Origin of the sequence: Acidaminobacter sp. JC074 (assembly GCF_022496765.1) — a bacterium.
GTDB lineage: Bacteria > Bacillota > Clostridia > Peptostreptococcales > Acidaminobacteraceae > JABXKX01.
In genome coordinates, this window is sequence record NZ_VANV01000003.1 from 254,762 (window position 1) to 276,002 (window position 21,241).

The 21,241-nt window shown below is 36.0% G+C and carries 16 protein-coding genes; 13 read left to right on the top strand and 3 right to left on the bottom strand.

What is annotated here, in order from left to right:
* Window positions 1-80 precede the first annotated feature (80 nt).
* Complete coding sequence (locus EZV73_RS04745; RefSeq protein ID WP_240838805.1) at window positions 81-1,046, top strand: DegV family protein; 966 nt, start codon at window positions 81-83, stop codon at window positions 1,044-1,046.
* Window positions 1,046-1,573 carry a GNAT family N-acetyltransferase gene (locus EZV73_RS04750; RefSeq protein ID WP_240838807.1) on the top strand — a complete coding sequence of 176 codons (528 nt, stop codon included), beginning with the start codon at window positions 1,046-1,048 and terminating at the stop codon, window positions 1,571-1,573. Before EZV73_RS04745 ends, EZV73_RS04750 begins: the two co-directional genes overlap by 1 nt.
* 14 nt (window positions 1,574-1,587) lie before the next feature.
* Here EZV73_RS04750 and EZV73_RS04755 read toward each other — a convergent pair whose 3' ends face one another.
* Window positions 1,588-1,962, bottom strand: coding sequence for a VOC family protein (locus EZV73_RS04755; RefSeq protein WP_240838809.1), 375 nt, complete (start codon window positions 1,960-1,962; stop codon window positions 1,588-1,590).
* Window positions 1,963-2,085: 123 nt separating this feature from the next.
* Here EZV73_RS04755 and EZV73_RS04760 point away from each other — a divergent pair, with 123 nt between their 5' ends.
* The 3 genes from EZV73_RS04760 (at window position 2,086) to EZV73_RS04770 (ending at window position 6,786) form a co-directional block, all read left to right on the top strand.
* The gene (locus EZV73_RS04760; protein ID WP_240838811.1) at window positions 2,086-4,413 is read left to right on the top strand and encodes a cadherin-like beta sandwich domain-containing protein; all 2,328 of its coding nucleotides are present in this window, start codon (window positions 2,086-2,088) and stop codon (window positions 4,411-4,413) included.
* A 65-nt stretch (window positions 4,414-4,478) separates the two neighbouring features.
* Window positions 4,479-5,378 (top strand): AraC family transcriptional regulator, encoded by a 900-nt coding sequence (locus tag EZV73_RS04765; RefSeq protein ID WP_240838813.1) that lies wholly within the window; start codon window positions 4,479-4,481, stop codon window positions 5,376-5,378.
* A 103-nt stretch (window positions 5,379-5,481) separates the two neighbouring features.
* Window positions 5,482-6,786, top strand: a complete 1,305-nt coding sequence (locus tag EZV73_RS04770; RefSeq protein ID WP_240838815.1) for an extracellular solute-binding protein — start codon at window positions 5,482-5,484, stop codon at window positions 6,784-6,786.
* Between the two features lie 72 nt (window positions 6,787-6,858).
* Here EZV73_RS04770 and EZV73_RS04775 read toward each other — a convergent pair whose 3' ends face one another.
* On the bottom strand, window positions 6,859-7,158 hold the full coding sequence (locus EZV73_RS04775; protein ID WP_240838817.1) for a hypothetical protein: 300 nt from the start codon (window positions 7,156-7,158) through the stop codon (window positions 6,859-6,861).
* Window positions 7,159-7,289: 131 nt separating this feature from the next.
* Here EZV73_RS04775 and EZV73_RS04780 point away from each other — a divergent pair, with 131 nt between their 5' ends.
* From EZV73_RS04780 to EZV73_RS04795, 4 genes are all read left to right on the top strand, one after another.
* A complete protein-coding gene (locus tag EZV73_RS04780; protein WP_240838819.1) occupies window positions 7,290-8,162 on the top strand; it encodes a helix-turn-helix domain-containing protein in 873 nt (290 codons plus the stop codon).
* Window positions 8,163-8,200: 38 nt separating this feature from the next.
* A complete protein-coding gene (locus EZV73_RS04785) occupies window positions 8,201-8,569 on the top strand; it encodes a VOC family protein (protein ID WP_240838822.1) in 369 nt (122 codons plus the stop codon).
* A 179-nt stretch (window positions 8,570-8,748) separates the two neighbouring features.
* Window positions 8,749-13,245, top strand: coding sequence for a glutamate synthase large subunit (gene gltB / locus EZV73_RS04790; RefSeq protein ID WP_240838824.1), 4,497 nt, complete (start codon window positions 8,749-8,751; stop codon window positions 13,243-13,245).
* A gap of 19 nt (window positions 13,246-13,264) precedes the next feature.
* Window positions 13,265-14,644, top strand: coding sequence for a glutamate synthase subunit beta (locus EZV73_RS04795; RefSeq protein ID WP_240838826.1), 1,380 nt, complete (start codon window positions 13,265-13,267; stop codon window positions 14,642-14,644).
* Between the two features lie 20 nt (window positions 14,645-14,664).
* On the opposite strand, the gene EZV73_RS04800 is transcribed toward EZV73_RS04795, so the two are convergent.
* The gene (locus EZV73_RS04800) at window positions 14,665-16,173 is read right to left on the bottom strand and encodes a DUF1846 domain-containing protein (RefSeq protein WP_240838828.1); all 1,509 of its coding nucleotides are present in this window, start codon (window positions 16,171-16,173) and stop codon (window positions 14,665-14,667) included.
* Window positions 16,174-16,444: 271 nt separating this feature from the next.
* Between EZV73_RS04800 and EZV73_RS04805 the strand changes: the two genes are divergently transcribed.
* The 4 genes from EZV73_RS04805 to EZV73_RS04820 all read left to right on the top strand — a co-directional run bounded on the left by EZV73_RS04805 (window position 16,445) and on the right by EZV73_RS04820 (window position 21,234).
* Window positions 16,445-16,921, top strand: coding sequence for an RNA polymerase sigma factor (locus tag EZV73_RS04805; RefSeq protein ID WP_240838830.1), 477 nt, complete (start codon window positions 16,445-16,447; stop codon window positions 16,919-16,921).
* Window positions 16,914-18,086: an anti sigma factor C-terminal domain-containing protein gene (locus EZV73_RS04810; protein ID WP_240838832.1), complete on the top strand. Its 1,173-nt coding sequence runs from the start codon at window positions 16,914-16,916 to the stop codon at window positions 18,084-18,086. Before EZV73_RS04805 ends, EZV73_RS04810 begins: the two co-directional genes overlap by 8 nt.
* A 103-nt stretch (window positions 18,087-18,189) precedes the next feature.
* On the top strand, window positions 18,190-20,196 hold the full coding sequence (locus EZV73_RS04815; protein ID WP_240838833.1) for a prolyl oligopeptidase family protein: 2,007 nt from the start codon (window positions 18,190-18,192) through the stop codon (window positions 20,194-20,196).
* A gap of 117 nt (window positions 20,197-20,313) precedes the next feature.
* The gene (locus tag EZV73_RS04820) at window positions 20,314-21,234 is read left to right on the top strand and encodes an HD-GYP domain-containing protein (RefSeq protein ID WP_240838835.1); all 921 of its coding nucleotides are present in this window, start codon (window positions 20,314-20,316) and stop codon (window positions 21,232-21,234) included.
* The last annotated feature ends 7 nt before the right edge of the window (window positions 21,235-21,241 follow it).

Below are 21,241 nucleotides of genomic sequence, written 5' to 3' on the forward strand. Positions count from 1 at the left end.
AAAAAATAGGTATCTTAATAAAAAATAAAAACAGTTGTTATTGCTTAGATTTCTGTGTATCTTTAATATAGGAGGATTTTATGATTAAAATATTAGCAGATTCAACATGTGATTTATCGGATGAAATATTAGAAAAATATGAGATAGGTATTGCACCTTTAACAATTAAGATTGGTGATAAAGTATATAAAGATAGAGTGGATATTCAACCAGAGGAGTTTTATGGTATGTTAGGGGCATTGCCTGAACTACCAACAACAGCTATGCCAAGTCCTACAGAGTTTATAAACTTATATGAGGATGCCCACAATAGTGGTCATAATGAAATACTTTGTATATGCATGTCAAGTGGTACAAGTGGCTCTTATCAATCAGCAGTTATCGCGAAAGAATACTTCGATGAAAAGTATGGAGATCAAGTTAAGGTTCATGTGGTTGATTCTAAGTGTATGAGCCATGGTTCTGGTTATTTGATTTTAAAATCAGCTATGTTAAGAGAACGTGGTGCTACTTTTAATGAACTTATAGATTTCAATGAAACTTACAAGACTAATATTAAGCACTTTTTATCAGTAGATGACTTAGATAACTTAATCAAGAGTGGTCGTTTAACAGAAGTTTCGGCTATGATTGGTAAGGTTTTAAAAGTTAAGCCTGTTATGTCGATGAGAAATGGTAAGGGTGCCATTGTTGCCAAAGTAAGAGGCAGTAAAAAAGTCTTTAAACACTATGTGGATGAGTATAAAAAGCGTGTGGATATTGTCCTTACAGATTTTATCATCATCGGTTACACATCAGATAAATCTGTTGCTGAAACAATGAAAGCTAAGCTTCAAAATGAAACGCAATTTAAAGGTGATATCTATATCATGCAAATGGGTGTATCTGTAGGTACCCACGTTGGCCTCGGTGGCTTATCTATGTACTTTGTTGAAAAAGGTGATAGACATGACGGTCTTATTTACAATGAAATGAGTTCCTTACTTGATAAAAAAGATGAAATGTTAGAAATGCTTAAAAAATATAGAAAAGAAATGAGTAGATAATGGATTGGAGAACTTTAAGAAGTAAACGATTGATATTCGAGCCACTTTCTGAAGATATTCTTAATGATATGCACACCTATGTTTCTGATGAAGATGTTTCTAGATTTATTGGATGGCCTCTCACTAAAGAGTTAGAAGAGACCAAAGATTATTTAAACAAGCTTTTTGAGAATGAAAAAAACAAAACCCACGAGTATGCTTCTATGGTATTTGACGGTAGACATATTGGAACGGTTATGTTGTTTAACTTCTCTTACGAGGCTAAAAACTTAGAGATTGGTTATGTCATGCATAGAGATTTCTGGCATAAAGGTTTGATGACAGAAGCTGTTTCTTTAATGATGGACTATATTGAGAAGGAAACAGACTTTCATAAGGTTTGTGCAAGAGTTGTTTCTGGCAACATGGCTTCTGGCAAGGTGCTTGAAAAGAATGGCTTTGATAGAGAAGGACTTCTTAAAGACCAATATTACATTGATAATAAATACTATGATGCCTTGTATTATGGCAAAATAATAAATCGGTGATTTCACCGATTTTTTTATATGGTAATTTCAATAATGTTACCATCGGGATCCTTTATAGTTGATTCATAATAACCATCGCCAGTTGTCCTAGGTTGAGTAGTTTGGTAACCATCTCTCTTAATAACTTCTGTTAAACGGTCTACTTCTTCTTTACTTCCTACCGAAAATGCAAGGTGTGCAATACCGACTGCAGGCATGAAAGATTTTTCTAAGTTCATTTTGGTCATGAGTTCTACTCTAGCACCTGAATCAAATGAAATAAAATAAGATTCAAAGTGCTTAACCTCGTTGGAGTATTTTTGGCCAGAAATACCATTGAAATACTTGCAATAAAAGGCTTTCATAACATCTAACTGATTGGTCCAAATTGCGATATGTTCAAGTTTCATTGTAACCTCCTCTTAATTTAATTTTAATATAGTTATTTTTTTTGTCAAATTTAAAAAAAGGGCCCTAAAAATCCATTTTAAGTTGTATATTATGCGAGTTGATGAAGGGAGATTGTGATTTATATGAGAAGAAGAATATTAAGTTTTATTATGGTTCTAATACTCATTGTACCTGCTAGTCTTGTATATGGTGAGGAAACACCACTTCAAGAAACGATTATTGGCATGAGTGTTTCGCCTGGTGAGTTAGATGAGGCTTTTACAATGAATGACCAGAGTTATGAAATTGGTCTGGATTTTGATCTTGATGAGATTGTTTTCACACCTGTTTTTGCTTCTGCAGATGACCTGCCAGAAAATTATTTGGTTGAGTTTAAGGTAGGAGAAACAGTTCAAGAACTTTCTGATGACGATTATACAGTTGATCTAAGTGGTCTAAATGTACTAGATGAACTTTTGGTTCAGATGATTGTGACCGAAGGAGACCAAGATTCTATTATCTATGATTTTAATATCTCTAAACCGGTAATTATTGAAAACATGACTGTAGAACCTGAATTTGGTAGTGCTGTACTGAGCCCTGATTTCGATATGTCTGAGGGGGAATACTTTAGTTTACTAGATCTTTATTCTCTAAAAGGTCCTGTAACAATAAATGTTGAGTTAGAAGATCCTCAACTTGTACGAGTCTATTTAGACGAGTTTGATAATGAGTTTACATTAGACGAAAAGATCTTTAGTTTTGATTTGAATGATTTAACTGATGAAGAAGATATCGATTTAGGTCTTCATCACAATGAGTTCGAAATTTATGTAGATGTTTTAACTGGTGAAGATCCAGAAATACCTGGTGACTACACCAATGTTTCAACATACAAAGTAGACCTTTATGTGGCTACTCTAGAATCCATTCAGGTTAACGAGGGAGATGTCGAGTTAACACCTGAGTTTGCTGGTAATTTGCTCGATTACACAGGAACTATTGCTTACGATGAAGATGAAGCATCAATTTCCGCACAAGTTGATGCTGATTCGTTGGCGGTTATTACCCTAAAATTCGGCACCGACCTCGTAACACCTGAACCTACTACGCTTGTCATGAATGAAGGTGAAGATGATGAAATGGCTTTCTCACTTTATACTTGGGACCTTGAAAATCTCGAAGTTGGAGTTAATGAACTAGAATTGTCTATGATTTTAGAGAATGACGTTGAAACAGAAGAAGATGATTTAAACTTAGTATATTCATTAGATATTGTAAGAGATGACGCCATTACAGATTTATCATTTAAATATGACAGTGATCCTGATGAAGATGAAGTAGATTACAAATTCACAAATGTATCACCGGAGTTCTTAGCTGGAATTTATGAATATGAAGTCATGATACCTTATGATGTAGAGAAAGTTAAAATGTCTTACGACATACTCAATAATTCAACACTCTACTTAAATGGTCAGCCTTATGAAGGTGAGTGGATTGATACTGATATTGGTACAACTTCAATTGAAGTTTCACTTGAAGCAGATTCTGAAATGCCATATACAGTGCACTTAAGAAGACCAGTTTTAATTGAGGATATTCAAGCTAACATTGATGACTTTGATTTTGATCAAACTGACTTTATTTATAAGGAAAAGGTTGATTATGATAAAGAGACGGTAACTTTAACCATAGTAGTTGATGCAGATGTTGATGTTGTCATTAATGACGAAGTGCTCGAAGAAAATGATGATGTAGATATGTTTGTAAGTAGTGGAAGTGCTTACTATACGACTACCATGGATTTAGAAGTTGGTTTGAATAAAATTATTATTCAAAGCAAATATGAGGAAGTGTATAAAACTTACAAGCTTTATGTCACAAGAGATGATTCTGATGATGATAACTGGTATTACACTAGTAAGCGATCTTGTAGGCTTCACTTGTTAAGAGATTACTTTGATTATGACGACGATGAAATAGATTTCATGTCTAACTCATATGGTCCAATTGTGAGAGCTTTCAAGTGGGGATCTAATCAAGATAATGTCATCTTGGTTGATGTGGATGATGAGGACTTTGAGTTGAAGTTACCATATCCTATCTATAAATTTATGTACCAGAGAAAGGTCACTGTCAGGTTTGTTTATGAAGAAGATGAGCATGATTTTAATCTTAGAGATGAAAAGCTAAATCAAACAATTAAGGGGCCACATCATGTATCGTATGTTATATTTGACATTGATTTAAATGAGGATGAAATTGTTGTTGGAACAAGCGTCAAAGAGAGTGATTACTATAATCGTTACAAATCGTGGTATGATAGGAACGACGATGACGGCGATGATGATGACGACGATGACGACGACGATGATGACGACGACGATAATGATAATAAATGGAGTAGATGGAAACATTGGAAAAGATGGAGAAACTGGAAAAAATACTATGATGAAGACGAGGACTAGGAGATGAGTAATCATCTCCTTTCTTTAGCCCAAAAACATGTGCTATACTTGGGACGGGGGATTATATGGAGAAATGTAAAATTAGGTCCATGATGGACGTTATCAATGATGAAAAACTATTTGTTGATTCTGATTTAAAAGTCAGATATGAAATACATAAAATAAAAGGTAAGAGAGATCTACACCAGATCAGACACTTTCATTCAAGTCTTGAGATATCTATGGTTGAGTCTGGTTCTGGCATGTACTATATAAATGGTAAAGTATATCCTTTTACGATGGGAGACATATTTGTTATCAACAATGTAGAAGAGCATGGGATTGTTTTAAAAGAAGATGAACAAATGGTCAATGTGGTCATCCACTTTGAGCCAAGGTTTATATGGAATGATGACAACTTTTCTAGACGCTTTTTAAAGATATTCAATGACAGAGAGGATGACTTTAACCATAAGTTCTCTGGTGATTCTTTGGAAGTAAAGATGATTAGAGATTTGATAATAGACCTAAACAATGAGTTTGAAAATAAGTTGCCAGAATACAGTTTGATGGTCAAGGTAAAGATTCTCAATATCCTGGCTTTGATGTTAAGGGCTAAAAACTACGACCAAAGTAATGAATCTAAGAGTTTTAAAAAACACGAAATGAAAGTCATTGATGATGTGCTTGATTACATTGAATTTCATTTTACTGAGGAAATCTCTTTAGATGAACTTTCTAAAATGGCTTATATGACACCAACTTATTTCTCTTCTTTTTTTAAGAAGTTAAATGGTGTTTCCCCTAAGGTCTATGTCATTCGAAAACGTATTGAAAAGGCCATGGAAGACCTGACTACAAGTGATGATACTGTTTTATGTATCTCACACAACTGTGGCTTCAAAAACTCAGCCAATTTTAACAGACAATTTAAGAAACTGATAGGCATGACGCCTTCTCAATACAGAAACGCTACTAGACAGTAGTGTTTTTTTCTTAAAAAAGTATCATGTCATCATAAAAAAGTAGAAGAGAAAACATAGTTAATTTGTTAGACTTAGTTTGTTATTAAAAAGCGAGGAGGAAAAAGTGAAAAAATTACTATGTTTGATTCTAACAGTATGTTTGATGTTTACCATGATTGCTTGTCAAGGTGAAAGCAGTGGTTCAGGAGATAGTGAAACTATTAGTGCTGAAATTACAGTACAAGCTGAAACAGAGTGGGTACCGCATTACGAAAAGGCCATTGAAAGAGTATTGGTTAAGTATCCAGATGCAAAGATAACAATCATTGAATCAGGTGTGTTTGATCATCTAGATGTTCTTAACTCTACGGATCCAATGAATCCTGATGTTGCAGATGTATTTTCATATGTATTTGATGGCGTTGTAAAGATGGATTCATCTGATCAACTGGCTCCAATTGATGCAAAAAGAATTGCCGGTGAAGTTGGTGGTTATGAGGATTACGATTCATCTGTAGGTGGTAACCTTAAGATTGATGACAGATACTTAGGATTTCCTATGAATATAGAAACGCTGATCATGTTTGTAAATACAGCAAATAGTCAAGCACATGGCATTGATATTTCAGGTCCAGTTGAATTTAATGATTTAAGTCCTGAAGATATGCTTGCAGTTGTTTATAATGGCTGGTTTGGTGTTGCTTATACAAATACGGTTGGTTTAGAGTTTTTAGATAAAAACGAAGAAGGTTTTTATTCAGACTTGACCAAAGACTTTTCTGACTTAAGAGAAGACCAACAAGAATTGTTCACATCTTTATTTAACTATTATAAAGCACATGAACAGATGAAAACGGATCTTTGGGATAATACTGCAGCCTTTGGTTATTTAGATGCTTCTTTTGTGACAGGTGGCCAAACATCTTTAAGATTAGACGGTCCTTGGGCGACACCATCTCTTATTGAAAAGACAAATGGTGGTGCAGACATTGAAGTCTTGCCAATTGGATCTGTTGTGGTTAATGGAAAGCCTTTGTCTCACTGGCAGTCGGGTTGGGCTTTAGGAGCCAACATAAGACTTGAAGGTGAAGACGAAAAAATGTTTTTAGCTGAGGAACTGATCAAAGAACTGATCAATCCCGAATATGCTGGTGACTTCTTTAAGGCTACAGGTAAGATCTTACCGAATGTATCTTCAGATGATTATCTTGAGATGGACTTAGATGAACTTGATAAGAAAGTTATTGCATCAGTAATAGAATCTTATGAAAATGCACTTCCGCGTCCTATGATTCCAGAATGGGATAATGTATGGGGCACATGGGAAAGTGGTATGCTTTCATGGTCTGCAGTTAAACCTGCAACTGTTGAGGAAGCTTATGAATTGGTACAAGCATCATTTATTTCAATGATGAAAAATTTAGAATAACCCTATAATGCAAAAGGACGAGTCATCGTCCTTTTTGCGTGCATGAAAATAGGTAGCTTTCGCTACCTAGAATTATTGTTCTTGTTGCCATATGTTTTCTAAAGCTTTGTAATTTGGTTCGTAGTTAAAGTTCAGCTTAGCCATCTTATGTGTTGTTGGGTGCTGGAATTTAACAACGTATTGCCCTCTGTTTCGAGAAGTGGTTTTGTAGGTATAGTGATCATTTAACAGTTTTGTGAGGGTCTCTTTGTTATGGCTTAACTCATGTTCCATTTCCTTCTTTTCATCAATGAACTTGTCTCTTGATGTTTCCTTAATCATCGCTCTTGCCTTATCATGCATACGACATGTGTTGTGGTTCTTTTGACTCATTTAACCGCCTCCTTATATTAAAAGCATACCCGGTCATTTTTTATCTAAACATTAAGTTAACAGCATTTTTTGTCCTGTCATCTTTCTTACATATGGTATGATTAAGATAATTCCGGAAGAGAGAGGTTAAGATGAATATAAAAAAATACATAGAATCGGTTGTAGACTTTGTTGAAGAACATTTAGAAGAAAAATTATCTGTTGATATAGTGGCGGATAAAATAGGCTATTCCAAGTTTTATTTGCACCATATTTTTAAGGTATACACAGGTATGACCATTATGGCTTATGTCAGAAAGAGAAGGCTAGAAAGATCTTTATCTGACTTGCAAACAGACTTGAGAGTCATAGATATTGCCTTTAAATATGGCTATGGCTCAGAAAAAGCTTATGCAAGAGCTTTTACGGCCTATTTTGGTAAGTCACCTTCCTGTTTTAGAAATGTTCAAGTAGCCGAATATAAGAGGCTGTCCGTCTATGATATTAAACTACCAGATGAGGAGTGGATAAAGATGGTGAAAGATTATTTAAGTGATGTAAGATATGAAAACATTGGTCCTATAAGGGTTGTGAGCGGTAAAAGAGTATCTCATGAACCAGAAGAAGAGATTATTGGTCTTATGCAATCGTGGAAAGAAAAACATGGTGTTAAATCAAGTCGCTTCTTTGGCTTTGATTCGCCAGTGACAGAAGAGGAGTTGGAAAAGGGTTCTAGGGGTTATGAGTTTTGGTTGGTGCTTGATGAGGAGACGGATGCAGATTTAGGTGAGTTTGTTATTAAAGAGATTCCTGCCTATAAGTATGCTTCTTTAAGAATTACCAATCCCTTTGAAGATGCAATGGTCAAGATTCCTAATGGTTGGAAGTCTATGGTTGCCTGGTTGGAATCTAATGTAGAAGAGATTCTTGCTAGAGATGACAAGTTAGATTGCCTTGAAGAAGTCGTTGAAATCGACGGTGTGACCTATATGGATATCTTTGTACCGATTTCTTGCGTAAAATAAAGATTTTGGGATATAAAATACTTTGAAAGGAGTATTTTATGTTAGGAGCATTTTCATTAAGTTTAACAGTTAAAGATATTAAAGCGTCAAAGGCCTTTTACGAGTTATTAGGATTTGAGAAGTTTCATGGTGACATCGAACAGAAGTGGTTAATCCTAAAAAATGGTGATGTCACCATCGGCTTATTTGAAGGCATGTTTGAAAGAAACATCATGACATTCAATCCAGGATGGAACGATCAAGCTGAGGAAGTAAATCCCTTTAAAGACGTAAGAGAATGGCAAAAAGAACTCAAGGCTAAGGGGGTTGAGTTTATCGATGAGGTAGATGAAACTACTGAAGGTCCTGGTAATTTCATCATTCTTGATCCTGATGGTAATCCAATTATGTTAGACCAGCATAGATAAAATACAAACAGCATCTTTATAGGTGCTGTTTGTTTGTCTAGAAAAGACACTTGAAAAAAGGAAAACGTTATTAGGAAAAATCACATTGAACTTAGAAATCATTTAGACTATAATCACTAACAAGACTTCAATTGTCTGAAAATTCAGATATCGAAGAAAATGAGTGAGGAGGCGTGTATATGGACTTAAATGATCAATGCCCTAATAGACAGGGCTTATATGATCCAGTGTATGAAAAAGGCTCTTGTGGTGTTGGTTTTATCGCAGATGTAAATGGTGTAGCGACCCATAAGATTGTAGAAGATGGTCTTCAGATTTTAAAGAATATGGCACATAGGGGGGCAACTGGTGCAGATCCTGAAACAGGTGATGGTGCAGGACTTATGATTCAGTTGCCGCATGATTACTTTTCTTCGGCATTAAAAGAAGAAGGAATATCATTACCTCAAGTAGGTGACTATGGTGTAGGTATGCTTTTTTTACCACTTCAACCAGGTGATCGCTATAGGTGTGAAGGTATTTGTGAAAGAATCATACATGATCAAGGTCATGACATCATTACTTGGAGAAATGTAGAAGTCAATGAAAAGGTATGTGGTCATTCGGCTAGGGGCACAAGACCCATTATTAAACAGGTATTTATAAGTTCCGATGGACTTGATGAGGACAAGTTCAAGCAGACTTTATATATAATACGAAAAAGAATAGAAAATGAGATAAGAGAATTAGAGATTGACAACTTCTTTATATGTTCCTTATCGACTAGAACAATTGTCTATAAGGGGCTCCTATTGGCTCATCAAATTGAAGGCTTTTATCCAGAACTGAACAAATCTGATGTAACAAGTTCCATAGCTGTGGTACATCAGAGATATTCGACCAATACCTTTCCTTCATGGAAACTGGCCCATCCTTATCGATATGTCTCTCATAATGGTGAGATTAACACCATAAAGGGTAACGTGAAATGGATGGCAGCGAGAGAAGGAGAAATGACATCAAAGGTTTATCATGAAGACCTTGATATGCTACTGCCTTTAACAGATATTTCTGCAAGTGATTCTTATAACTTTGACTCAGTCTTTGAGTTTTTACTAATGAACGGCTATTCAGCAGGTCATGCACTGAAGATGCTAATGCCCGAAGCTTGGCGATATGATAGGACCATGCCACTGGCTTTAAGATCATTTTATGAGTATCATGAAGGCATGCTGGAAGCTTGGGATGGACCTGCAACCATTGTTTACTCTGATGGCATTCAAGTTGGCGTCTCTTTAGACCGTAATGGCTTAAGACCAGCCAGATACCTGATTACTGAAGACAATCAACTTATAGTAGCTTCAGAGGCTGGTGTCTTAAAGATTGATGAAAATAGGGTGAAAGCCAAAGGTAAACTTGGTCCAGGACAAATATTAATTGCTGATACAAATAAGCATACCATTGAGTTTGATGAGACGGTTAAGTCAAACTTGATTACTTGTAATGACTATGCATCTTGGATTGAAAGAAACAAGGTAGATCTTGATAAGATTGAATCTTCTGAAGATCTCATGTATTCACAAGAAGACTTACTTAAAAAGCAGAAACTATATGCCTATAGTGAAGAAGAACTAAGACGTGTGATAGCGCCTATGGCTGAATCAGGCAAGGAGGCCGTCAGCTCTATGGGAAATGATGTGCCTTTAGCAGTCTTGTCAGATGAAGCTGAGTTGATGTTTAATTACTTCAGACAGATGTTTGCCCAGGTGACCAATCCACCTATTGACCCTATTAGAGAAAAAAAGGTCATGTCATTAAATCAGTATCTAGGACGGTCGGGTGATATTTTAAAAGCTTTTTATGATCAAGGAGACGCACCTTATATAGAGCTAGAACAGCCTATCTTGTATGATGAAAAAATGAGTAAAATAAGAACTATTGGTATGGATTCATTAAGAAGCATAGATGTACCTATGGTCTTTTCAAAAGACCAGAATCTTAAAGAGGCTTTAGCGCTTATGTTAGACAGAGTTGAAGCTGCCGCTGAGTCTGGCTATAGGATAGTCATTCTCAGTGATCGATCTGCTGATCGCTACAATGTACCTATACCAAGTATACTAGGCGTTTCAGCTGTGCATAACCATTTGATCAAGAAGAAACTAAGAACAAAAGTTGATATCATAGTAGAAACAGCAGAGGCGCGTGATGCTTTTCATATGGCGCTTCTGATTGGCTATGGTGCAACAGCCGTATATCCCTATCTGGCGTTTATGTCGATTAAACAACTTGTAAAAAGTAATTTATACTTAGATATTTCATCAGAAAAAAAGGCCTGTATGAACTATGTTAGATCTCTTGGCTATGGTATCAGAAAGATAACTTCCAAGATGGGCATATCAACACTGAGGTCTTTCAATGGGGCTCAGATATTTGAAATACTGGGGTTGAATAAAGACTTGGTGGACGACTATTTTACTGACAGTATTTACAGATTGTCTGGTATCAGCTTGGATATCATTATGGAGGAATCACTTATTAGGCATAGAAAAGCATATGGGCAGAAGGACTATAAAGGTTTAGATGTTGGCGGAAAAATTCATTGGCGTAAGGGAGAGTCTGTCCATTTACTAGAACCTGAAGTCATAGCAGATTTACAGCATGCATGTAAAACGGATGATTATGACTTGTACAAGACTTTTGCAGACCGTGTGAATGATCAATCTAGACAGCTTAAAACCATTAGGGGTCTCTTTAAGTTTAAAGATAGACTGCCTATTGATATTGGACAAGTTGAATCTGTTGATGAAATTGTCAAAAGGTTTGCTACAGGAGCCATGTCATTCGGTTCACTTAGTAAAGAAGTTCATGAAACCCTTGCCATAGCAATGAATAAGTTAGGTGGTAAAAGTAACTCGGGGGAAGGAGGAGAAGACCCGTCTAGATATAAACCTTCTGAGAATGGAGACAATAAGCGGTCATCTATCAAGCAGGTAGCTGCAGGACGTTTCGGTGTGGATACGGAGTATCTGACCCAAGCAGAGGAACTGCAGATCAAAGTTGCACAAGGTGCAAAACCTGGAGAAGGTGGACACCTGCCTGGCAAGAAGGTAACTGAGGCAATTGCCAAAGTCAGACATGCATTACCTGGCATTGATTTGATTTCGCCGCCACCTCATCATGATATCTATTCCATAGAAGACTTAGAACAATTGATATTTGATTTAAAAAATGTCAACTCAGAGGCCAGAGTGAGTGTGAAACTGGTTTCTGAAGCTGGTGTAGGTACCATCGCAGCTGGTGTGGCCAAGGGGGCTGCAGATATGGTCTTGATAAGTGGTCATGACGGAGGTACAGGTGCAGCACCTTTAACTTCTTTAAAGACGGCTGGTGTTCCGTGGGAAATTGGTCTTTCGGAAACACATCAAACGCTTTTACTTAATAATTTAAGGTCAAGAATAGCGGTCCAGGTAGATGGTCAGCTTAGAACGGGTCGGGATGTCGCCATAGGTGCCATATTAGGTGCTGAAGAGTTTGGTTTTGCAACAGCCCCCCTAATTGTATGTGGTTGTATCATGATGAGAAAATGTCATAACAACACCTGTCCGGTTGGTGTTGCTACCCAAGATCCAGAACTTAGAAAAAACTTTAGAGGTAAGCCTGAACATGTCATCAACTATTTTAGGTTTATAGCTGAGGAGTTAAGAGAAATCATGGCTGAACTTGGGATTCGTAAACTAGATGATATGATAGGGCGTACTGAACTCCTTGAGATGAATCAATCCTTATTGTCTTGGAAGCATAAAAACTTAGATTTAAACGATATTTTATATAAGCCAGATCTACCAGAAAGATTTGGAAGAAGAAAGCTCATTGACCAAGTAGATCCAACTTTAGATGTTATGGACAAGATGCTTATAGTAAGAGCTGGTAAGAGCTTTAAAGACTGCTTGCCTACAAGACTTCAGACCAGCATTTGTAATGTAGACAGATCTGTTGGTGCTATTTTATCTAGTCAGGTGGTTAAGAACTTTGGTGCAAAAGGCTTAGAAGAGGATACCATTTATATATCATTTTATGGTACTAGTGGTCAAAGTTTTGGCGCTTTTTTAGCCCCAGGTATCACCTTTGAGCTAGAAGGTGAAACCAATGATTATGTGGGCAAAAGTTTATCTGGTGGCAAACTGATCATTAAACCCAGCCGATTGTCCAAGCTCGAGGCTTCAGATAATATCATAGCTGGTAACACATTATTATATGGTGCAACAAGTGGACAAGCCTATATAGCTGGAAAAGCAGGTGAACGTTTCTGTGTTAGAAATTCTGGCGCTGATGCTGTAGTAGAGGGCATAGGCGATCATGGTTGCGAATATATGACAGGTGGACATGTCGCTATCTTAGGTCCGGTGGGAAGAAACTTTGCTGCCGGTATGAGTGGTGGTACCGCTTATATATTAGACGACCAAAATAATCTGGATAAAAAATGTAATCAAGAACTTGTATCGATTTCTAACCTAACATCATATGATTATAAAGTCTTAAAGGACCTTATTGAAAAACACGTCGAGTATACATCCAGTAAGAAAGCTGCAGCACTTCTAGCAGACTGGCATCAGACAAGACATCGATTTAAGAAAGTGGTCAATCCAAGTTATGAAAGTTTGATTATGAAAAGTAGAACTGAAAGATGTGTGGGGTGATGATGTGAAGAGAATAAACATGAAAAAAGAAAGCGTTCTTACCAGGGTATCTCATTTTAACGAATTCTATGTCCTTCATGATAAAGAAACAATGGAAAAACAAGCTGACAGGTGCTTGGATTGTGGTGTGGCCTTTTGCAATTATGCATGTCCTCTTGGCAATATAAATCCAGACCTAAACTATTTGATTGCCCATCAGAAGTGGGATAAGGCCCTTGATTTACTTCATAGGACCAATAATTTTCCAGAGTTTACTGGACGTCTTTGTCCAGCTCTTTGTGAAGCAGCTTGCTCTTTATCCATCCATGGCCAGGCCATGACCTGTAAAGACATAGAACTGTCTATTGTGGAGTATGGATTTAAAAATGACTTAATTAAGCCTATCAAGCCTTTTGTCAAGTCAGGTAAGTCAGTAGCGATTGTTGGTTCTGGTCCTGCAGGTCTAGCAGCTGCTCAAGAGCTTGTTCGACTAGGCCATAAAGTGGTTGTATACGAAAAGTCTCATGAGTTAGGTGGTTTATTAAGTCTTGGTATACCTGATTATAAACTAGACAAGTCTATTATAAAAAGAAGAATCAAACAGTTAAGTGAAGAAGGTGTTATGTTTATTACAAACTGCCATGTGGGAGAGGATGTTAAAGCCAAAGAACTCTTAGACAAGTATGACGCCTTATGTTTGTGTGGCGGTTCTAGTGTACCAAGACAATTAGATGTGAAAGGTCAGACTTTTAAAGGCATTCATTTTGCTATGGATTACTTGACTCAGCAAAATATGATCAATCAAGATTTCGAAATAAAGAGTGATTTGATAAATGCTAAAGACAAGCATGTGGTTATCATAGGTGGTGGTGATACTGGAGCTGATTGTTTGGGTGTTGCCCTAAGACAAGGTGCTAAATCTGTCTCTCAAATAGAAATTATGTCTAAGCCACCGGAGGAGAGAACAACAGATATGCCATGGCCTTACTGGCCAATGACCTTAAAGACCAATTCTGCTCATGAAGAGGGAGGAAAAAGAATGTGGAGCCTCCTTACTAAAAGATTTGAAGGTCATAATGGTCATGTATCTGGCTTGTCATGTGTAGAAGTAGCCTGGCATAAGTCTGAAAGTGGCTACAAGATGGTTGAACTAGAAAACAGTGAATTTGTAATTGAAGCAGACCTGGTACTCTTTGCCATGGGCTTTTTACATCCCAATCAAGAAGGGGTTATAAAGGATTTGGATATCAAGATAGACGAAAGAGGTAACATCCATGGTACTAAGAATCAAACCAATCATAAAAAAATATTTGCAGCAGGGGATATGCACAGGGGACAATCTCTTGTTTGTAAGGCGATAGCAGATGGTCGTCATGCGGCTAAGCATATTGATGAGTATTTAAAAACAGCAGAGGTCTAATGACTTCTGCTGTCTGTTTTTTAGTTGTTATAGAATAAGCTGTTTGAAGAGAACTGTGGGTCACAAGTTACTTCAATGCCTAAAGATCTTAAGGTATTCTCATTGTTTGCAATTAACATGACTGTAGAATGTGATTCACAGTTCCTTAAGTCGTTTAGGTGATCTAAAGCGACTTGAGCGATAGGGTTAAATGCAGCACTGATTGAAAGTGCTATAAGAACTTCCTCTAAATTTAAGAGTGATTTCTTGTTACCAAGAGATTCAGTCTTTAAATCGATGATTGGATTTAAGATAGCAGGTGATAGTAAGTGGACATCATCTGATATACCAGCATGGCTCTTAAGTGCATTGATTACACATGCTGCTGTAGCATCCATTGCCTTACCATTCTTACCAGTTACAATCTTACCATCAGACAATTGTAACGCCATAGTTGCTACTGCTGTATCACTTTCAGTTGTTTTAGAAAGTTCTTCAGCATATTGTCTAGCTGGCTCAACAACCACTCTATCCGTTGCCTTTAATTGAAGTTCTTCCATAATCATCTTTGAACGGTTGTATGTATCAATGTCACATAAACCTTTCTTGTATTCAATACCAGTCTTAAAGTATCTTCTGATGATTTCTTGCTTAGATGCTTCCTGTACAATATCATCATCTGTAATACCAAAGGCAATTCTGTTAACACCCATATCAGTTGGTGATTGGAACATAGACTTTGTGCCAGTAATCTTTTCTAAGATTCTCTTTAAAACAGGGAAAGATTCAATGTCTCTGTTGTAGTTTACAGCCACTTCATTATAAGTGTCTAAGTGGAATGAATCCAGCATGTTGACATCTTTTAAATCAACGGTTGCAGCTTCATATGCAATGTTAACAGGGTGCTTAAGTGGTAAGTTCCAAACAGGGAATGTCTCAAACTTTGAGTAACCTACTTTTTTACCACGTTTATTCTCATGATACAACTGGTTTAAACAAGTTGCCAATTTACCGGAACCTGGACCAGGTGCCGTTACAACTACGATTGGCTTTGTTGTTTCTATATATGGATTTTGTCCGTAACCTTCATCACTTACAATCACATCTACATCTGTAGGGTAACCCTTTGTAGCGCGGTGCTTGTATACTTTGATGCCTTTTTGCTCTAATTTATTGATGAAGACCTTTGTAGCAGGTTGATCATCAAAACGTGTAATTAATACACTGTTGATTTCTAAGTCATATCCTCTTAAATCGTCAATTAATTTAAGGACATCCATATCATAAGAGATACCGAAATCTCCTCTGATCTTATTTCTTTCAATGTCGCCAGCATAAATACATACGATGATTTCTGACTGGTCTTTTAGCTTTTGTAGTAACTTGATCTTTGCATTTTCATCAAAGCCTGGTAAAACACGCTTAGCATGCATATCGAATATCAATTTACCACCGAATTCTAAGTATAATTTGTCAAATTGCTCAACGCGTTCAAGGATGAACTTTGACTGCTCTTCTAAGTATTTCTGAGAATTAAAACCTGTTTTCATATCTACCTCCATAGTCTCAGTATATTATGCCATAGATAGGTCTTATGCTCCAGTCAAATAGTCTCTTTTTGTAGGAAATAATAAGGGCTTTTTTGAACTTGTAGTAATTATACAAAAGCAAAATAATCATTTGTAATATATTGGTGAAATCTGATCAAATATTAGTTTGTTATTAAAGAAAAGAAAAAACATATCTATGAAATGAATTTTTATTTATAATTAGTGTGACATTTCTTGAGTTTATTCGTTTATATAGTGAGGGGGTGATGATTTGGAAAGTGATGTATTAGATAAACTGTATAAAAGTTATTATAGAGAACTCTACCTGTATGTGTTTTCCCTTTGCAAAAATCATCACCTTACAGAAGAGCTGGTCAGTGATACATTTTACAAGGCGATAATGAGTCTTAATGGTAATGAAAAACATATGAAATACTGGCTTCTAAGAGTTGCCAAACACTTGTGGTTCGACTATTTGAAGAAAAAGTCTTCTATATCCATCGACAATTTAGAACTTGAAAGCACTGAAAGTGGTCCTTTAGACAACTTATTAAAGACTGAAGACAAGAGGATGCTTTATAAGTCAGTTCTTTCTTTGCCGAACAAGTACAAGGAAGTTTTAATCTTGTACTACTACAATGATTATTCATTAAAAGAGATAGCTATGATACTAAAAATCAGTCCAGGTGCCGCTAGAACCTTATTATACAGGGCAAGAATAAAGTTAAAGGAGATAATTCATGAATGATTTTAAATCTTTGTTAGAGAAATATAAAAAGGGTCAGGCAAGTGATCAAGAGATCATCATTGTTGAAGAAGCCATAGAAAAAAATAAGGCCATAAATGACTATTTAGCTGAGTCAATAGAAGATTTCTCTATGGATGACATTGAGGATATTTCAGTCGATCTAGTTCATAAGAAGGTCAAGTCAAAGTTAAGAAAAAATATCATCCTATCAGTTTTGATTGTTATGAGTATCTTTGTCTTTGCAAATTTTATTCTGTCACCTGTGATGGATCGTATTTACTATGATCCAACAACTGTTACATATGGTCAGTATCATAAAGATATTGCCTATGATATGGCAGCTTTTACAGAGTTAAATGTGCCAGGATACAAAGCTTTAAATCCCTTGGTTATTGAAAAGGGGTATGGCTCGTATGATTTGGTTTTAAGAAGGAAAAACCTCTTTGAAGGCTTTGACCACGTTGCTCTTGGAGATAGGGTAGAAATTCAACTTAAGAGAGGCAAAAGACAAGGTTACTTTGATTACCTGTACGGCAATGGTGTTTATTTGGTTAATGACTCAGAGGAGTTTGATTATATGCCGTTTTATTATGAAACACCGCTTAAAGAACTTAGAGACATGCACAAGAAAAATTATATATCAGTCTTTCTTGAGCCAGAAGAATCGCTTGAATTATTAGATGTGGTAAAGCTAATGGATAAAGAAACTGATTTAGACTATAAATGGTTGTCTGTTAAAAATATGGACCTTGTAGAAGGTAGACCCATTGGATTTAATCCAAGTATCAGTGATACCTACAGTGTCGTCGAGGAGTTTGATAGAGAAAGGTATCCCTATTTTGATTTACATGAATTCTTCGGTGATATGGTTGGTTCTTTTACAGAAGATGAATATATGGTGAAGACATCTGAAATTTATCAAAAGCACTTCATATCACTTGTCAACTACTTAAATGACCGTGAAGATTTTGTTAGATTATTTGGTTACAATACTTATCATTATGAGCTTTACCAGGAGACACTTGATTATGTTGAGAAGAATGGTGTTAAAATTAATGGCTTTTTAGTTTACGGTGAAGCGGAAGCCCTTGTATCATTTATTGAAAACAATGATATTAAGACCATACAGATATTAGATGTTAAAACTTCAAAGTACTCGAAATAAAGGCAGACGCAAGTCTGTCTTCTTTATATAAAAATATTTCGTGACACAAAGTAATTTTACATTGTATACTATAATAGGACAATGAATCAAAAGGGGGATGGTTATGAAGTATCCAAATTCAAGTAAAGCGTATTTTGTAGAAGAGATCTTTGGTACAAGTGTGGAGGATTCCTATAGATGGATGGAGAACGAAACAGATGAGAGACTAAAAGTCTGGATTGATGAGCAAAACAAGGTGACTCAGTCTGTACTTGAACAGATAGAAGGTAAGGACCAGATTAAAGAAAGACTAAAATCACTCTACAATTATCCTAAGTATGATGATGTAAGAGTGATTGGAGAAAATATCATTTATCAATACAATGATGGTCTTAATAATCAGAGTATTTACTACATACAAAAAGGGCTTGATGGGCAAGCTAAAGTCCTATTAGATCCAAATACACTGTCAGAAGGCGGTACGGTAGCCATAGACTTAAATGGTGCTTCAAAGGACAACAGGTATCTTGCTTATCTGCAAGCTGATGCAGGTTCTGATTGGCATGAAATCAGAATCATTGACTTAGAGACCTTAGAGATTTTAGAAGACAAGCTTGAATGGGTTAAGTTTACTTTTGTTTCTTGGAAAGACCATGGATTCTACTATTCGGCTTATGAAAAACCAGATGAGGACAAAGCCTTGTCTCAAAAGAATACCAATATGAAAGTTTACTATCATGTATTAGGCCAGTCTCAAGATCAAGACGTCTTAGTTTACTCTGATGATGACAATCCTTTAAGGTATCATTCTACATTTGTAACAGAAGACCTAAAGAACTTGATTCTTATTTCTAGACAAGGTACTTATGGCAGTCAAGTAGGTGTCTTAAAAGATCATAAGCTTGAGCCAGTATTCGAAGGCTTTGATACACAACAGATTTATATAAATTCAAAGGGGAGTAAAGCTTATTTCATTTCTGATGAGCAAGCTGAAAATAAGAAAGTCGTATGTTTAGACACAGAATCATTAGAGGTGTCTTGTATCATAGAAGAGTCGGATGATAATATTCAGACGGCTCATATAGTCAGGGACAAGTTAATCGTCACTTATTTAAAAGATGTAAAGTCTATCGTTAAAGTATATAGTCTTCAAGGTGACTATATGGGGGATATTGACCTGCCTGGAATAGGAACACCTTTTAACTTTACTTCATCAGATAATTATAATCAGGTGTTTTTCTCTTATACATCATATATAAGTCCAACAACTCTGTTTGCTTATGATTTTGAACTTCAGAGGACTGGTGTGTTTAAAGAGTCGAAAATCTCTTATGACAGTTCAGATTACATCACAGAGCAGATTTTTTCAAAGAGTAAAGATGGTACCATGATTCCTTCTTTTGTGACTTATAAAAAAGGTACTAGCCTAAATGGCAGTAACCCAACCATGTTATATGCTTATGGTGGTTTTAACAATGCAGTAAAACCTAACTTTAAGCCATCTGTAATTTACTTTATAGAACAGGGCGGAATCCATGTGGAAGCCGGTATCAGAGGTGGTTCTGAGTACGGTCAAGCTTGGCATAAAGACGGCATGCTGTTTAAGAAACAAAATGTATTTGATGACTTTATCTCTGTTGCTGAAGATTTAATCCAGAGAAAGTATACATCTAAAGAACATCTTGCTGCATCAGGTAGGTCTAATGGCGGCCTCTTAATGGGTGCAATTTTGAATCAAAGGCCAGACTTGTTTAAAGTGGTATTTCCTATAGTAGGAGTGATGGATATGCTCAGATATCACAGATTTACTGTAGGTTGGGGTTGGGCCGTTGAATATGGAAATCCAGAAGAAAAAGAGCACTTTGAAAATATCATCAAGTATTCTCCATACCATAATATAAAAGACAAAGATTATCCAGCTACCATGGTTTTAACAGCTGACCATGATGATAGAGTAGTACCATCACATTCGTTTAAGTATATATCAAGGTTACAAGAAACGAATACAAGTGACTATCCGGTTATTATCAGAATTGATAAGGATGCAGGACATGGGGCGGGTAAGTCCGTTGAAAAGCTTATGGACGAAGAGTCAGATAAATTGTCATTTATGTTGTCTTATATAAAATAGGTTTATTTCCTCGTATTTTGTGTATTTTATACGAATTGAGGTAGTTATTAAGTAACATGTAATTTGTAGAATAGCTACTAATGTGGTATAAATAAATATAGAGAAATGGAGGATATATTGAGAATCTTAGTAATTGGCATGATTCTAGTCGGTGCAATAATCATGCTGATAAGCATCATGAAATACTCAAAATTATTTGAGTTTCCACTGAATCTAAAAAATGATAAGCATTCTAAAATTTCAATGATGATTAGAATCAACTTTTATATGATGTTCTTTTTCTTTATTGGTTATTTAATTACCACATTTATGTTGGTTACTGGTATAGAAATTTCTATTTTGTTGATTGGTATGATTTTTCTGTTCGGCGCATTGTTCGTATTTAGTGTAATATTCATTCAGTTTGAATTAAGTGAAGTCATTAATGAAATATATTCTTTTCATACTGTGGAAGCACTCGTTAATACCATAGAGGCTAAAGATGTTTATACACAAGGTCATTCAAGACATGTTGCAAACTTAAGCGTTTGCCTATATGAACATCTGCCAAAAGATATGAAAAAACAAATGAATCCACATATGATCAGGTATGCAGGATTTCTACATGATATAGGAAAAATAGGCATATCGGATACCATATTAAATAAGAATGGAAAGCTGACTGATGAAGAGTGGGAGATTATGAAAACCCACCCTAAGATAGGTAAAGATATCATTTCTTCCAATGTGATCTTATCATCTATTGGAGATTGGATTTTGTACCATCATGAAAGAGTAGATGGCAAGGGTTATTATGGACTATCAGGTGATGAAATACCTTTAGAAGCCAAGATCATTGGTGTGGCAGATACTTACTCAGCCTTAACTACTAAAAGAGTTTATCATACTGCTAAGACTCATGAACATTCTATAAGACTTCTTAAGGAAGCTTCAGGACACCAGCTGGATACAAAGCTTGTAAATGTTTTTTCAACAATAAATGAATCTGTTTTAGATGGATGTATTCCTGAAGAAATGTATGTTAATAAAGAAGAGTAAAAGCCGC

Bases quoted from the DNA above. Each gene is read 5' to 3' on its own strand.
- EZV73_RS04745 (WP_240838805.1), top strand. From the start codon at position 81: ATGATTAAAATATTAGCAGATTCAACATGTGATTTATCGGATGAAATA.
- EZV73_RS04750 (WP_240838807.1), top strand. From the start codon at position 1,046: ATGGATTGGAGAACTTTAAGAAGTAAACGATTGATATTCGAGCCACTT.
- EZV73_RS04755 (WP_240838809.1), bottom strand. From the start codon at position 1,962: ATGAAACTTGAACATATCGCAATTTGGACCAATCAGTTAGATGTTATG.
- EZV73_RS04760 (WP_240838811.1), top strand. From the start codon at position 2,086: ATGAGAAGAAGAATATTAAGTTTTATTATGGTTCTAATACTCATTGTA.
- EZV73_RS04765 (WP_240838813.1), top strand. From the start codon at position 4,479: ATGGAGAAATGTAAAATTAGGTCCATGATGGACGTTATCAATGATGAA.
- EZV73_RS04775 (WP_240838817.1), bottom strand. From the start codon at position 7,158: ATGAGTCAAAAGAACCACAACACATGTCGTATGCATGATAAGGCAAGA.
- EZV73_RS04780 (WP_240838819.1), top strand. From the start codon at position 7,290: ATGAATATAAAAAAATACATAGAATCGGTTGTAGACTTTGTTGAAGAA.
- EZV73_RS04785 (WP_240838822.1), top strand. From the start codon at position 8,201: ATGTTAGGAGCATTTTCATTAAGTTTAACAGTTAAAGATATTAAAGCG.
- gltB (WP_240838824.1), top strand. From the start codon at position 8,749: ATGGACTTAAATGATCAATGCCCTAATAGACAGGGCTTATATGATCCA.
- EZV73_RS04795 (WP_240838826.1), top strand. From the start codon at position 13,265: ATGAAAAAAGAAAGCGTTCTTACCAGGGTATCTCATTTTAACGAATTC.
- EZV73_RS04800 (WP_240838828.1), bottom strand. From the start codon at position 16,173: ATGAAAACAGGTTTTAATTCTCAGAAATACTTAGAAGAGCAGTCAAAG.
- EZV73_RS04810 (WP_240838832.1), top strand. From the start codon at position 16,914: ATGAATGATTTTAAATCTTTGTTAGAGAAATATAAAAAGGGTCAGGCA.
- EZV73_RS04815 (WP_240838833.1), top strand. From the start codon at position 18,190: ATGAAGTATCCAAATTCAAGTAAAGCGTATTTTGTAGAAGAGATCTTT.